Raw genomic sequence first — 14,534 nt, 5'->3', positions numbered from 1 at the left:
TACACGCGCTTACTTATAGAGCGGTCCGAAGTTCGTGCAAGCCCGGTAGTCAGCGCCTTCCGGATCGGACGTACCGAAGTTGCCCCAGACGCGCGGACGGAAAATTTGATTTTTCGCCACATTGTGCATGGAAACCGGAATACGCAGCATCGCCGCCAGGGTAATCAGATCCGCCCCGATGTGGCCGTAAGAGATGGAGCCATGGTTCGAGCCCCAGTTATCCATGACCGCGTACACATCCGTAAACGAACCTTCACCTGTCAAAATCGGCGCAAACCACGTCGTCGGCCACGTGGAGTCCGTGCGGTCGTCCAGCGTTTTGTGCACATCGGCAGGGAGATCAACCGTGTAGCCTTCCGCCAGCTGCAGCACAGGACCAAGTCCCTTGACCAAGTTAATACGGGACATCGTGACCGGCATGCCGCCTCTCGTCAAGAAGTCGGAGGAGAAGCCGCCGCCGCGGAAGTATTCCACGGATGCCGGACGCCAGGATGTGGCTTCCAAACATTTTTGCGCTTCTTCATCGGTAATTTCCCAGTGCGGTTTCATCACCGGCTGGCCGTCACGCGACTGCTCGCCTGTACCGTCCAGTGCAGCCGGACCGGAGTTGATCAAGTGCAGGATGCCGTTCGCCGCAGCGCCTTCGAGCGTATGGCCGGTTACGCGTTTCACCGCGTCAGGGCTCCAGTACGTGCGCACATCCGCAAAAATTTGCGCCGTATTCGTCAGCAAGTTGCCGAACAGCATGACGACGCCGTTTAAGCTGTCGTTCTCCGTTGCAACCAGGTATGGCGCGCGCTTACCGTTCCAATCGAACGAAGTGTTCAGGATCGCTTCCATGAAGTCGCCGTTCGGGAAATGATCGGTCCACTGGCGCTGCCCTTGGAAGCCGGACAGGATCGCGTTGTGACCAAGCGCCTCTTCACCAAAACCAAGCTCGTTCAGACGCGGATTTCCGACCATCAGGTCGCGAACGATCAGGGACATTTTGACAACCGTTTCCCAATCTTGATCTTTTTTCTCGCGGGACGTTTGGATACTGGCCGGATTGTTGTCCGGGCCTTCTGCGCAGTTTTCTTTCACCCAATTCAGCGCCATCTCATACTCCGCCGGATCGTAGATCACTTCGTCAATGCGGCGAACCAGCTCCGACATATCGACGTATTCGTTGCGCATGCCGAGGTAGTTCTGGAACAGCTCTTCGTTGACGATGGAGCCCGCGATGCCCATGGAGACGGAGCCGACCGACAGGTACGATTTGCCCTTCATTTGTGCGACAGCCAGACCGGCCTTAGCAAAACGAATCAGCTTCTCCTGCACATCCTGAGGAATGTCCGTCGTGCCGGCATCCTGCACATCTTCGCCGTAGATGCCGAAAGCTGGAATGCCTTTCTGCGCATGGCCGGAAAGCACTGCCGCCAAATATACCGCGCCCGGACGCTCGGTGCCGTTGAAGCCCCAGATCGCTTTTGGCGTGGACGGGTCCATATCCATCGTCTCCGTGCCGTAGCACCAGCAAGGCGTTACCGTGATGGAGACGCCAACGCCAGACTTGGCGAACTTCGTCGCCGCTGCGGCCGCTTCCGCTACACCGCCGATGCAAGTGTCGGCAATGACGCACTCGACTGGCGCGCCGTTCGGGTACTTCAGTGTTTCGCTCAGGAGCGCCGCAACCGCTTTCGCCATGTTCATCGTCTGCTCTTCCAGCGATTCGCGAACCCCTTTTCTTCTACCGTCGATCGTCGGGCGAATCCCGATTTTCGGAAAATCTTGACTCCAGCGATTCGTTTCAATTGTCATATCTTTTCATCCTCCTTGTATTGGCGAGCCTCGCAATCACGCTCGAAATGTGTCGAATTTAGGGTTACCGATAATTCAAATCACTCAACAACAACGCCTTTTTTCAAAATCACATTGGCATAAAGCGCCTTCTCGCCGGTCGCAACGATGGCATAGGCGCTCTTCGCCCTTTCGTAAAACGCGAAACGATCGACGTACTCAATCGCCGGCTTCATATGCTCGCTGATGATGGCTTCGTACTCGCTCCAGATCGGCGTTTCGACCGTGTCCCCCGGCACTTTCGCCATAAGAGCAACGGGCTGTTCACAGTAAGTATCCAGCGGGAACAGCAATAAAATCGCTTTCAATAAATCGGGTACCGCATGACCGTCACAACGAATCAGCCGCTGCGCGTGGCTTGCTGCGGGAAAATTGCCGTCGCCCAGCACGATTTCATCCCCATGCCCCATCTCCATTAACACCTTTAAAAGCTCCGGCGTCAGGATCGAAGGTATCCCTTTGAGCATCCTAAACATCTCCTAATTAAAGTTGTGTTACCGATAACTCAAAATTAGCAACTTTATGCCTTGCTGTCAATCCTTATTTTCTATACAATAGACAAATAGAATTGGGATGAAGGGTGATTAATCTCGTGATAACCATTTATGACATCGCTGAAAAAGCCGGCGTATCCGCGATGACCGTATCCCGGGTGATCAATAATACCGGCCGCATCAGTGAGGATACCCGCAAACGGGTCCGCAAGGTGATGGAGGAGTTGAATTACATCCCCAACAGCGCCGCACGCAGCCTCGTTTCCCAGAAAACGAATATCTTGTCGCTGCTCATTACGGATATTACGAATCCGTTTTATACAACCCTGGCCCGAGGTGCGGAAGATGCCGCCAAGAAGGCTGGGTATCGGCTGCTTTTTGCCAATAGTGACGAGGATTATGTGAAGGAAAAAGATTACGTCGACATGATGCTCTCCACGCGCGTCGACGGCGTTCTCTTCGCCCCAACCGGCGATCGCTCGGTCGATAACCTGAACCGCCTGCTCCAGCACCAGATTCCGCTGGTCATCCTGGACCGTGAAGTGCCCGGCATCGAAGTCGACATCGTGCTCGGTGACAGCAAGGAAGGCGCGAAGAAGCTCGTCGAGCACCTCGTCGCTCTTGGCCACCGCCGCATCGCCATGATTAACGGCTCACCGGACGTATCGACAGCGAGGCTGCGCTACACCGGCTACCGGGAAGCGCTGCTGCTCAGCGGCTTGCCGATGGACGACGAGCTCGTTGTGCATCTCGGCTACCATGTGTTCCACGAGGAAGCGGCGCTAGATGCACTGCTCGCGCTGAAAGAGCCGCCGACAGCGATCTTCGCAGCGAACAATTTGCTCGCCGTTGGCATCATTCAGTCCTTGCGCGAGCGTGGACTCCGGGTGCCGGAGGACATCTCCGTCGCCTGTTTCGATGATTTCGGGCCTGCCGAGATGATCAATCCGTTCCTGACCGTGGCGGCTCAACCGGCTTACCAGTTCGGCTTGCTCGGCATGCAGCTGCTGATCGAGCGGATTGAAGCTGAGGCCGCGCAAGCCCCACGTAAAATCATGCTGCCCTCCGACCTGATCATCCGGTCATCGACGCGAGATTTGGATTGAAAGGAGACTTGTTATGGATACGAAGGTTGAAGAAACGCTGCGCGCTTGCATTCAGCAATGGAACGCAATGGCGAGCGCGGATGAGGAGGACCAAGAAGGAGCGGCCGACCATTTTCAATCGTCGTTTTATGTATGGATCGAGGCGGTTCGCGCGTGGGTTCAGGACATGCAGCCAGCACCTGAATCGCTAGATGCGTTTATGGCGCTGCCTGATGTGGAAGAAATCATGGACCTGCTCCCTGCCCCGCTTCACCTCAACTTCGAGACAGAAGCCGAGCTGATTCTGGACAATTTCATCCGCGAAGAAGAGGAGCGGTACGATTAAGGAAACGGGAGAACGCGAAACTATCGTTAGGCGGGGCGAGTTTTTGATGTGAAAGCGGGCCTAGGCAGCAGGCGTCATGCCGGCTCTGCCGCTGAGCGCTGCCATTCGGCACTTCAATGATTTCAGACTTCATCGCCTGGGCGCGCGTTGCTTCGCCGACGCATGGCGGCGGTCAAACCCTGCTCCCGGTGCGAACCTGTATTTCCTACATCAAAATTCGGAAAACAGGGGGATTTTGCGAAGAATCCTGCATTTCCTACAGCTAAAACAAGGCTTCCCCCTCCATTCCAACGGAAAAGAGGCGTGATGGCGAGATTTACCTGTAGCTTATACAGGATCCCAACCATTTCGCCCCTTTTTTCATAAAATCACTTGTAGTTTTTGCAGGAAACGGGCAGAGGAACCTTACTGAATTTCTTCCACGGAAACGAGAAAGCGCAATGAGAGGTCGCTGCGAAAGTTGCTACGGGAGCAATTCAAGCCATGTCCGCTGGCACAGCTTCCCTCCATCTATCCCTTAGCACCGGGCGAAGCCGGAATGGCGATCCGATACGTCCCTGATCCGAGCTCCAGCACGAGGGTATCCCCCAGTTGCTGAGCGGACAGCACGCCGGCTGCTTGCCCTACATCCGCATCATTGACAACTGCGTTCTCCATGGCGCCGCCCGGCAGCCTCACTTCGGCTGTCGTGTTTGGCGGGAGCTCAAACTCGTAGGTGACCGAACTGCCGTCTTCATCTTCGCCGAGCTGCCACTCACTGCGGATCAAACCATAGACAGACTGATATGCTGCCTTCGCATAGGTCAGTCCCGAATCAGGACGCGGCTGGAAGCGAATGCGTTGATACCCCGGCACTGCCTCGTCGAGATCAAGTCCGGCCACAACCCGATACAACCAATCCCCGATGGAACCGTAGGCATAGTGATTGTACGAATTCATGTCATCGCTCCAAAATGTGCCATCCGGTTTAATGCCGTCCCAATGCTCCCAGATTGTCGTGGCCCCCTGGTGGATCGCATACAGCCAAGACGGATAGCTCTCCTGCTGCACCAATTTCACGGCCAACTCGTGGTAGCCGTTTTCGGACAAAGCGTGGCACAAATAAGGCGTGCCAACGAAGCCGGTCGTCAGATGGCAGTTATTCTCTTGCACATATTCAGCCAGCGTCCGGGCGAGCCGTTCACGCACGGAGCCCTCGACTAATCCAAAAATCAAAGGCAGCACATGTGCTGTCTGCGTATGTGCGGCAAGCCGCCCGCTCGCCGTCATAAACTCCCGCTCAAAGGCAGCGACGATTTGCTCGTACAGCTTCGCATATTGCTCCGCATCCTCATGGCGGCCAAGCACTTTCGCAGTTTTTACGAATAAGCCGGTAGAGTAGGCATAGAAGCAGGTCGCGATGAGGTCTTTGGGCGTTGCGCCAATATAGCTGCCCTCTTTGGCATCCAGTCCAAGCCAATCCCCGAAATGAAAGCCGGTGTTCCAGAGATGCTCGTCATCCCCTTGCGCCCGCATATAGTCAATCCAGGCTTTCATGCTCTCGTACTGCTCTTCAAGAACACGCCGATCTCCGTAACAAATATACAGCGTCCATGGGCATATGACTGCCGCATCCCCCCAGGCCGCAGAGGAGTACGCCTTCTCATCTAAAACATGCGGCACCACGAACGGCACGCCGCCGTCGCTGCGTTGATCGGCTTTCAGATCGCGCAGCCACTTGGCAAAGAAAGCGTCCACGCCGTAATTGAACGCCGCCGTCCTTATGAACACTTGCGCATCGCCGGTCCAGCCCAGCCGCTCATCCCGCTGTGGACAATCGGTCGGCACGTCGAGAAAGTTCCCCCTCTGCCCCCAAACGATATTCTGCTGCAGCCGATTCAGAAGGGGATGCGAGCATTCGAACGTTCCGCTAGGTTCCATATCCGTATGAATGACGTGTCCCGTGAAGCGCTCCAATTCAAGCGGCGTCTCCTCAGGCCAGCCAACAACCTTCACATACCGGAAGCCTTGGAACGAAAAATGAGGTTCATATGCCTCGCCGCCGCCCTTGCACGTATACCGAACAGTCTGCTTCGCATTGCGTAAATTGCCTGTGTAAAAATTGCCATCCCTATCCAGCACTTCGGCATGCTGGAGCGTAAGCTCCGTGCCTTCCGGCAGGTTCAGTCGGAGATGCAAGCGGCCCACCATGTTTTGGCCCATATCGATCACGGTTTCACCTACAGGCGTCCGCAACAGCGCAACCGGCTTCAGCCGCTCCGTGATCCGTGAGGGTTCATTTTCCTGCATGACCAGAATGTCCACCGCATGCTTCACTTCGCTCACAGCGGTCCAGTTCTCATCGTCGTATGTCGCTGACGTCCATCCTGTCTTTTCCATACGAGCATCATAAATTTCACCGTGATACAGCTCCGACATTAGAATCGGCCCCGTTGAAGCTCGCCAAGTCCCGTCCGTGCCAACAATATCCGTCGTACCATCGGCATAATCGATATGCACTTGAAGGAGAAGCGCCCGCGTATCCCCAAAAATGTTGCGCTGATCCTGCCAGGCCAAATTCCCTTTGTACCATCCATTCGCTAGCGATGCGCCGATCGCGTGGCTGACGCCGGAGCGAATGCGATTCGTCACATCGTAGGCTTGAACCTGCAGTCGATTGCGGTAACTCGTCCAGCCCGGTGTATACTGCCAATCGCCGACGCGCTCACCGTCCAGCTCTAGTTCGTACAAACCGAGTGACGTCGCATAAATCGTCGCCCTTCTCACCCCCGAGCGGACAGTAAATGACTTGCGCAGCAGAAAGATTTCCTCTGCCTGCGGATCGATGGATGCAGAATCAGGTGTAATAAAAACCGCCGACCAATCCGAAGGATGAAGCAGCCCCATTTCCAGATAAGCTGTCTCACTCCAAGCCGATTCCTGGCCATGCTGATCCCAGACTTTTACGCGATATTGGTATTGCTGGCGAGACTCAAGAGGCTTGCCTCCATATTCCACCCATACCGAACGTTCCGATTCCACTCTACCGGTATCCCAGAGGAGTTCGTTCTCATTAAATTCTCCCGAATCGCTGTTGCAGCATACTTGCAGACGATACGCCCTTTGTATCACATGAACGCCATCCGACTTTAGCTGCCAACTGAAACGAGGAATTGTGACGCCGAGTCCAACCGGGTTGTGCAGGCTCTCGCATCGCAAGTGTGTAACTTCGAATAAGGTCATCGTACACATTCACCTTTTCACTATGAATTCGTGCGCCATCTGTCATCGGCACCGTTACGTTTATTGTAAAGGGGATTCCTTTTCCAATTAGGGGGTACTTCGGACATTATTATAGGTTGATCTGGACAATCGTAACGCTTATTTATAAGATAGCATCATGATGCCTAAAGAACGGAAGGAGCATGCTTGTGAGCATTAAACGCCGCAGTTTTGTGATGTCGGAGGACAGTTTTTTTCATCCGGGTGTGCCAATCTATGTGAACCGGGCTTATGAATCCTTCGATTCATCCGAGCATTCCCATGAATTCATCGAGATTACCTACGTCAGCGAAGGCGCCGGCGTGCACTATATAGCTGATGAAATTGTTCCTGTCCTGCATGGAACCCTCTTTTTCATACCGGTTGGATGCCGGCATGTGTTCCGACCCAAAACGCCGGAGAAAGATCGGCCCCTGATCGTCTATAATTGTCTCATTCGCGCAGCTTATTTGACGGAACTCGGCAGCGGCTTTCCGCAAGCTTCCGGCATTTGCAGTACGTTTGCCGACAGCAGTCTTCCCTGGTTTACCATGAAGGATTCGTCCGGCGAATATCAAGCCATGTTTCGGGAATTGTACCGGGAGTTCTCCACCAAACCGCCCGGCTACTTGGCTGTGCTCACTTCGCTCGTCATTCGGATCTTGACGGGCTTATATCGGCATCAGCTTCAAATCGGCGCACCTGCCGCGGAAAAACCGCAGTGGCTAACCCTCGAAGAAGCCATCTCCTATGTTGACCGGCATTACAGCACCGACATCCGGCTTGGAGAGCTTGCGGCGCAGAGCAGCCTCAGTGAACGGCAGTTCAGGCGCCTCTTCAAAAGCCAAACCGGAATGAGCTTCACCGATTATGTCCAGAGCATCCGCATCGACGCCGCTTGCAAACTGCTCATCGGCAGCCGCAGCAGCGTGAGCGAAGTCGCGGCTGCTGTCGGATATGCCGACATGAAATTTTTTCACCGGCTGTTCAAGAAGAAAACCGGGATCACGCCAAGACAATTTCGCAATGGAGCACATGAGGCTTCTACGCTTAAATAAATGCCCCCGCGAACTCGCGCGGGCTTCTTCAGCGAGCGGATTTTAGCGCAATGCCCGGGCAAATTAATCCAGCCGACATACATTATCAATAATCAGGCGGCGAAAAACTGCCGGGCGTGCCGAGATCTCATGCCCTGCACTGCGGTAAAGCAGACTCGCTTTAAAGCTCATATTTGCAAGTCAGAAAATTCTGACTTACAATACCTAATAATTCAATCGATCGAAACGAAACATAATCGGAATGCGATGACGGAAAGAGTAGATGGGATCCATGGCTTGCCAGGGACGCGGCGCCACCGACTGAGAGCGCGCGAAGTCATGCCCCATTGAAGTTCATTCCCGAGCAGGCTGCTGAACCGCGACAACTCGCTTGCCGCGCAAGTAGGTTCGCCCGTCTCCCTGCGTTAAAGGGCTCAAGATGAAGCCTTTCCCCGTATGCGCATGCGGCTGAAAACTTCTGAATTAGGGTGGTACCACGGCTCCTCGTCCCTTGCGGCGAGGGGTCTTTTTGTATGCTTTTATCGAAATCGAGGAGGAATTTTCCATGACAAATGCTAAACTGGATGCGCTGCGAGGACGCATAGATGAGATTAATCTGCTATTGCTGGAGCTGCTTTCCGAACGGGCGGCGATTGCCCAAGAAATCGGCCAGGAGAAAGAAAAACAAGGCGTCCCCAAACACGATCCGATTCGTGAGAAAGAGATGCTCGAAGCGCTTGTCGCCCGCAACAACGGGCCTTTCGATACCGATGCGATCCGACATCTGTTCAAGCAAATTTTCCAAGCGTCTCTGAATCTGCAGCAAAATGACCACAAAAAGCAGCTGCTCGTCTCCCGCAAGCAGAAGCAAGAAGACACCGTCATCACGCTCGGCCCGGTTACGGTTGGCGGCACGAAGCCGATCATGGTCGCCGGCCCCTGCTCGGTTGAAAGCTACGAGCAGTTGCGGACGGTTGCCGCCGCCTTGAAGCAGGCCGGTGTGCACGTCATGCGCGGCGGCGCGTTCAAGCCGCGGACGTCCCCATATGATTTTCAGGGGCTCGGTATCGAAGGTTTGCGCATGTTGAAGGAAGTCGCGTCCGAATTCGGCTTGAAAACGATTAGCGAAATCGTCGATCCCGCGCATATTGAGCTTGCCGGCCAGTACATCGACGTTATTCAGATCGGCGCACGAAATATGCAAAACTTCGAGCTGCTCAAAGCCGCCGGCGAAGTCCGCACGCCGATTCTCCTGAAACGCGGGCTCGCGGCGACGATTGACGAATTCCTGCATGCGGCCGAATACATTCTGTCCCGCGGCAACACGCAAGTCATGCTGATTGAGCGCGGCATCCGCACCTACGAGAAGGCGACGCGCAACACACTCGATATCTCGGCCGTGCCGATTCTCAAGCAGGAAAGCCACCTTCCGGTGCTTGTCGATGTTACGCATTCAACTGGCCGCAAGGACATTTTCGCGCCGTGCGCAAAGGCGGCGCTGGCGGCCGGGGCAGACGGCATCATGGTCGAGGTGCATCCCGACCCACCCACCGCGCTGTCGGATGCGGCGCAGCAGCTCACGATTGAGGAATTCAATCGCTTCTATGCGGAAGTGAATAAGGGCAGTATCGTTTTTTAGCAAACAATAGCCCCCCGCCCAGCTCGTAAGAGAGGGACGGAGGGCTTGTCTTTCAGACAGACGCCGTCTATACCGTTTTATCGATAAATACAACGTTGTTCTGGTCTGCGTACTTTTTCAATCGGACCGCCATCGCGGCGACATCGAAGCGGTTCAGCATTTTCGTATATACCCAGCGCGGCGTTTTGCCGTTCATGTCAATGACAATCTGATTCGGCTGATACACAATTTCCTTAATATTTTCTGCCGTGAGGTTCAGTTCCCGGGCTAAGCCGCGTTTAGACAACGTTGTCTTGCTAACCCGCAGATAAGGACGACGCAAGAAGAAAATAAAGATGCCGACTACCAGATAGCTGAGCGTCGTAAACCAGTACATGTTATCCCCTTCCGCTCGCGTCAACGTAAACAGCAGGAACAGGGCGACGACGATAAAAAAGCCGGAAAGCAGAAGGCTTCTGCCTTTAAACACCTCCGCACGATCCGGATCAGTCGAAATCGGCGCCTTCCCTTGTTTAGCTCTTGTTTTGTTAATTTGCTTAGAATTTTTTCTGACCATTCGTTCCCACTTGCGAGACATGCCGTTCACTCCTTGACTATAATGCGAACTTTCCTGCGGCCGGCAGGCTGCAGGCGCTTTCGCTCATTGCTCCATCATCCCATAAATTGTGGCGAATGTCGATATGCGGGAAGGATACACACGGTGCAGATTTCATCGCTTTCGAGTATACTTAATAACACATCGTGACTTTACATAAATTCCCAGAGGAGTGGTCCCATGCCTGCATCTGCTGCAAACCCGATATTAATCGATTTTCCAGAGAGCTTTGAAAGCTCTCGATTGTTGATCCGCGCACCTTTATGGGGAGACGGCGCCCCGCTCAATGAAGCTGTCGCCGAGAGCTTCGAGGAATTGCGCCCCTGGATGCCTTGGGCACAAAGTGTACCGGCGCTAGCAGATTCCGAAGCCAACATTCGGGACGCCAGGCTCAAATTTCTGGCCCGTTCGGATTTGCGATTAATGCTCATTTCCAAAGAGACCGGAGCGCTTGTCGGCAGCAGCGGACTGCACCGCATCGATTGGCAAGTTCGCAGGTTCGAAATCGGCTATTGGGTCCGCACCGCCTACGCCAAACAAGGCTTCGTCACCGAGGCGGTCAACGCGATTACCCAATTCGCTATCGACGCATTGCAAGCGAACCGCATCGAAATTCGCTGCGATGCCCAGAACGCGCGCAGTGCCGCCGTTGCGCAACGTGCCGGCTACACGCTGGAGGGGAGACTCCGCAGCGATAGCTGTGACGTAACCGGAGAGCTTCGAGATACGCTGGTCTTTGCCAAGGTGCGCGGGACCGAGTTCTGAGGATGCTCAAGAGGCTTCCGAGCTGCAAGCGAAAGCCTCTTGCATCACCCCCAATGCGCTGGCCGCTTCAACCTAGGCGGGACCTTCGTGCACAAATCTCCTTTAGCCGCGTTAAGCTGGGCTTGCGTCACAAAAAGACTCGCAGACAGATCGGCTCCCCGCAGATCCGCATCCCGGAAATCCGCGCCGATCAAGTCGGCTCCCGCTAGATCGTTCCCCCGCAAATCGGCCGCGATCAGAAAAGCTCCCCGCAGGTGAGCGCCTCGCAGATTCGCAGTCCGCAGGTCTGCGCCCATCAGATCGGCACCGCGACCAAGCTTGTGGCGCCCGGACCGCGCTTTAGCATTCGGTCGAGCCTCCCGCCCAGTCGCCGCTGCCTCCCGGACAAGCTCGCTTGTCTGTACGAGCAAGCCGTTGATGGATGCCCGATGCAGCCAAATATCCAGACTCAAAAGCTCTTGCGGGCGCAGCGACGTCATCCGTTCGGTTTCCTCCAGCAAGCGGCGAAGCTCACCATGGAGAGACGCCGCCACTTGCAAGCCGAGCGCTTCCGTCAAATACCACAACAATTCGTGCAGCTGCATCATCACTCGAAATACGTCATACATCTCACTAGCGGATTCCGGCGATTCCCGCCAATCTTTTCCACCGTAGGTTTCTCTGGACACTTTTTGCCCTGCACCAAAGCAGTCAAACGTCATACAGCCTTTCAACCCTTGCTCGGAAAGCTGATCGTGAACGCGACAACGATGATCCATCTGTAAATGAAGGCAAGGCTGCCCCGCATGCTTATCATCGGGAAAGCCGTCTGATGCCGAGAAATATAAAGCCACACAGCATAGTCCAAAACATGCGCTGCAGTCTGCCTGCAGGGATGTTAAGCGCTGTTCCGGTCCTATTTGAGATTCTGAAGCCACAGGCCAGCCCTCCTTGCTATCGATCGTTGAAAATTCGTTGTACGTGATGTGACTTATGATACTGCCTTCACGCCTCTGATTCAAGACAAGCCTTCATGCCTCTTGCCAAAAAGAAACCGCTAATCCTCACAGCTGCAAGGATTAGCGGAATTCGCTCACTTACTCATTCACATTGGAGTTGTACAAATTACCGCCGCCTGTGCGCGTATCGTTCGCAGCGGTTGTGCCCGTGGCTTGGCTCGTTGCAAAGACAACGTATCCTGCCGAATTATCCAAATTCACCGTGTTATTGTTAAACGAGTTATTCTTGCCTGTTGCGTAGTCGCTGCCATGCGTGCGAACCTGGAAGGCGTCCAGGATTTTCGAGTTGCCGTTGCGGTAACCTTGATTATAGCGAACAATGGTATTTACGCCTTTAATATCAATAAAACTGTCTGCGCTGTTATCTCCGCTGATGCCCGTTCCATTGAAGGTGCAGTACTCGATGATCGTGCCGGTCGCACCCTCTTTGACATCAATATGCTCCGCCGTAATGCCGCCATTAAAATTCGTGTGGCTGATGACATTTCCCGTCACGACATGTTCATAATTCGAGCTGGAGTCAGAGCCGACATAGGCGCCCTCTCCGTACCCTGACTGGTATTTGCCTGTATCATAAATCAAGGAGTACTCCAGCGTGTTATAGGAACTGCCGTCACGGAAATGAACACCCTCGTCGCCAACGTTGTGGACCTCTACATTGTTCAGTAGATTACGGTTGCCGTTGTCGATGATGATGCCTTTTTGCGCAGTGGTAATCTCAACATCGCGAATTTGCCAATAATCGCCGGTCAAATGAATGCCGTAAGACCCGTCATTGAAAGCCGAGCCCTTCAGAACCGCCGGGTTCGAGGCGTCGCAGCTTTTCAGCACGATCGGACTTCCTGACGTGCCATTCGCTCCGGAGTAGAACAAGCCTTGACCGCCCGGATCGCCGCTGGTCGAGCGATTGCCGACATACGTGCCCGGCGCAAGCAAAATAACCGTGCCAGCCGTCGCATTTTTCATCGCGTTCTGAATCGCCGTTGTCGAGCTCAGCGCGCCGGAACAGCTCGAGCCGGAGGAACCTCCGCTCGTCGTCACGTTAATCGTGGTGCTTTGCCCGGAGGCATTGCCGGCAGCATCCTTCGCTTTGATGTAATAACTGTAGGTGGTAGAAGCCGACAGGCCGGTGTCGCTGGCGGATGTGCCTGTCACCGTTTTCAGGTACGAGCCGCCCCGGTAAATATCATAACCGGTGACCCCGACATTGTCGGTCGATGCGGACCAGCTCAAATTGATCTGCGAGGAGGAAGCCGCCGTGCCGGTCAGCCCGGTCGGCGTCGAAGGCGCCTGCGTATCGCCGCCTCCCCCGCCGCTGCCGCCGCTCTCGATCACAAGCTGCGGCTTACTCGAAGCATTCTCCTTGCTGTTCAGCGTCGTATACTTCCCTACGCTTTCCTGCAGCGCGAAAGATACCACGCCGTCGCCGCCGGCTTCCGCCGTGACATACGACGTGACGTCGATTTCGTTATACGTGTTGGTCGTGTTGATCGGGATACTGCCTGCGGAGGTGCCGACCGTCGGCTTCGTATTCCAAGTAACGGCCGACTGCGACCAGCTGTCCGTCGTCTTGTAGGCGGAGAGCACGGTGTTGGAAGAAGCGCTGCCATAAATACGCAGCTTCGCGCTCGTGACGCCCGAAATACCTGCCAGACTAAATTTCAGATACGAATAGCGGGAGGAGCCGGGGTCGTTTTTCACATACAGCGAAGTGGCTGTCCCATAATTGCTCGTCGGATTCCCTTCATGGACATAAGCATCGTCGGAAGGGCTGAGCGTCGAAGTGGCGGCGCCGGCCACGGATGGAACCGCCAGCACCAGCAAGGATGACAAGAGCACCAACAGGCTCGTTCTGTTTGTCTTGGGATCATACAGCTTTTTCATCAACATTCCTCCAGGTTTTCAAATAGATAACGCTTTTAAAAAGCCAACCTCATCTGCCGGAACCTGTTGCATGCTGCCTTCTCGTCCTCCCTGCCCCCTTTCACACTGAAATAGTTTGGATACGCTTACAAAGCAAGCTTACCACTTCCCCACATGCGCGAATTGTATAATTTTGGGGTTTTCATGTGTTTTCTTTGGAAAAAAAATCCTGCTCCTGCCCGCAGATTCAAAAATAATGGCCAGCTGCAGCGCGCGTTTTGGACGTCCCGTGAAAATAAGATAGGCGATCTCTTCTTTTGACAGTCCCGATTAGATCGTCGTTGTTGGAATGGCAGATACGCTCTGCCTTTGATGTCCATGACCTCGATAACTATAACTTCCTCAGTCGTTGGAATCCTCTTGCTTAAAGCCTGTTTTGAAAGTACAGTATAGGGACTGATTAAGATCGAATATGCGATCTGCTGTCCCGCCAAATTGTATCCGAACTCAATGCCAAGTTATTTTCAAAATTTACGCTTTCGACTCCATGAGACCGATGAATTCCAAGATTGGCTGTCGTCTATATAAACGAAGGCATAAATAAATAAAATTTGACGAAGAGGTGTTTTGAAA

The 14,534-nt window shown here is 54.2% G+C and carries 11 protein-coding genes; 5 read left to right on the top strand and 6 right to left on the bottom strand.

Annotation, left to right across the window (positions count from 1 at the left end; genetic code table 11):
- Nucleotides 1–9: 9 nt before the first annotated feature.
- The gene (locus ABE504_RS12330; RefSeq protein WP_430088547.1) at nucleotides 10–1,800 is read right to left on the bottom strand and encodes an L-fucose isomerase; all 1,791 of its coding nucleotides are present in this window, start codon (nucleotides 1,798–1,800) and stop codon (nucleotides 10–12) included.
- 80 nt (nucleotides 1,801–1,880) lie between these two features.
- Nucleotides 1,881–2,306, bottom strand: a complete 426-nt coding sequence (gene fucU, locus ABE504_RS12325) for an L-fucose mutarotase (protein WP_430088545.1) — start codon at nucleotides 2,304–2,306, stop codon at nucleotides 1,881–1,883.
- Between the two features lie 125 nt (nucleotides 2,307–2,431).
- Here fucU and ABE504_RS12320 point away from each other — a divergent pair, with 125 nt between their 5' ends.
- Together ABE504_RS12320 and ABE504_RS12315 are read left to right on the top strand one after the other, a co-directional pair.
- On the top strand, nucleotides 2,432–3,439 hold the full coding sequence (locus ABE504_RS12320; protein WP_430088543.1) for a LacI family DNA-binding transcriptional regulator: 1,008 nt from the start codon (nucleotides 2,432–2,434) through the stop codon (nucleotides 3,437–3,439).
- Between the two features lie 13 nt (nucleotides 3,440–3,452).
- Entirely contained in the window at nucleotides 3,453–3,764 is a 312-nt protein-coding gene (locus tag ABE504_RS12315) for a hypothetical protein (protein WP_430088541.1), read from the top strand.
- Nucleotides 3,765–4,274: 510 nt separating this feature from the next.
- On the opposite strand, the gene ABE504_RS12310 is transcribed toward ABE504_RS12315, so the two are convergent.
- Nucleotides 4,275–6,986: a glycoside hydrolase family 78 protein gene (locus ABE504_RS12310; protein ID WP_430088539.1), complete on the bottom strand. Its 2,712-nt coding sequence runs from the start codon at nucleotides 6,984–6,986 to the stop codon at nucleotides 4,275–4,277.
- A gap of 188 nt (nucleotides 6,987–7,174) precedes the next feature.
- Here ABE504_RS12310 and ABE504_RS12305 point away from each other — a divergent pair, with 188 nt between their 5' ends.
- Together ABE504_RS12305 and ABE504_RS12300 are read left to right on the top strand one after the other, a co-directional pair.
- A complete protein-coding gene (locus tag ABE504_RS12305) occupies nucleotides 7,175–8,062 on the top strand; it encodes a helix-turn-helix domain-containing protein (protein WP_430088537.1) in 888 nt (295 codons plus the stop codon).
- 544 nt (nucleotides 8,063–8,606) lie between these two features.
- Nucleotides 8,607–9,680, top strand: a complete 1,074-nt coding sequence (locus ABE504_RS12300) for a bifunctional 3-deoxy-7-phosphoheptulonate synthase/chorismate mutase (RefSeq protein ID WP_430088535.1) — start codon at nucleotides 8,607–8,609, stop codon at nucleotides 9,678–9,680.
- Between the two features lie 67 nt (nucleotides 9,681–9,747).
- Here ABE504_RS12300 and ABE504_RS12295 read toward each other — a convergent pair whose 3' ends face one another.
- A complete protein-coding gene (locus ABE504_RS12295) occupies nucleotides 9,748–10,257 on the bottom strand; it encodes a methyltransferase (protein WP_430088533.1) in 510 nt (169 codons plus the stop codon).
- A 198-nt stretch (nucleotides 10,258–10,455) separates the two neighbouring features.
- Here ABE504_RS12295 and ABE504_RS12290 point away from each other — a divergent pair, with 198 nt between their 5' ends.
- On the top strand, nucleotides 10,456–11,040 hold the full coding sequence (locus ABE504_RS12290; protein WP_430088531.1) for a GNAT family N-acetyltransferase: 585 nt from the start codon (nucleotides 10,456–10,458) through the stop codon (nucleotides 11,038–11,040).
- 44 nt (nucleotides 11,041–11,084) lie between these two features.
- Here the strand turns inward: ABE504_RS12290 and ABE504_RS12285 are convergent, their stop codons facing one another.
- Together ABE504_RS12285 and ABE504_RS12280 are read right to left on the bottom strand one after the other, a co-directional pair.
- Nucleotides 11,085–11,957 (bottom strand): pentapeptide repeat-containing protein, encoded by an 873-nt coding sequence (locus tag ABE504_RS12285; RefSeq protein WP_430088529.1) that lies wholly within the window; start codon nucleotides 11,955–11,957, stop codon nucleotides 11,085–11,087.
- A 159-nt stretch (nucleotides 11,958–12,116) separates the two neighbouring features.
- Complete coding sequence (locus tag ABE504_RS12280; RefSeq protein ID WP_430088527.1) at nucleotides 12,117–13,922, bottom strand: DUF7594 domain-containing protein; 1,806 nt, start codon at nucleotides 13,920–13,922, stop codon at nucleotides 12,117–12,119.
- Nucleotides 13,923–14,534: the final 612 nt, after the last annotated feature.

Origin of the sequence: Paenibacillus oryzisoli, from assembly GCF_050467285.1 — a bacterium.
GTDB lineage: Bacteria > Bacillota > Bacilli > Paenibacillales > NBRC-103111 > Paenibacillus_E > Paenibacillus_E oryzisoli_A.
This window is presented reverse-complemented; position numbering and strand designations above follow the sequence as displayed.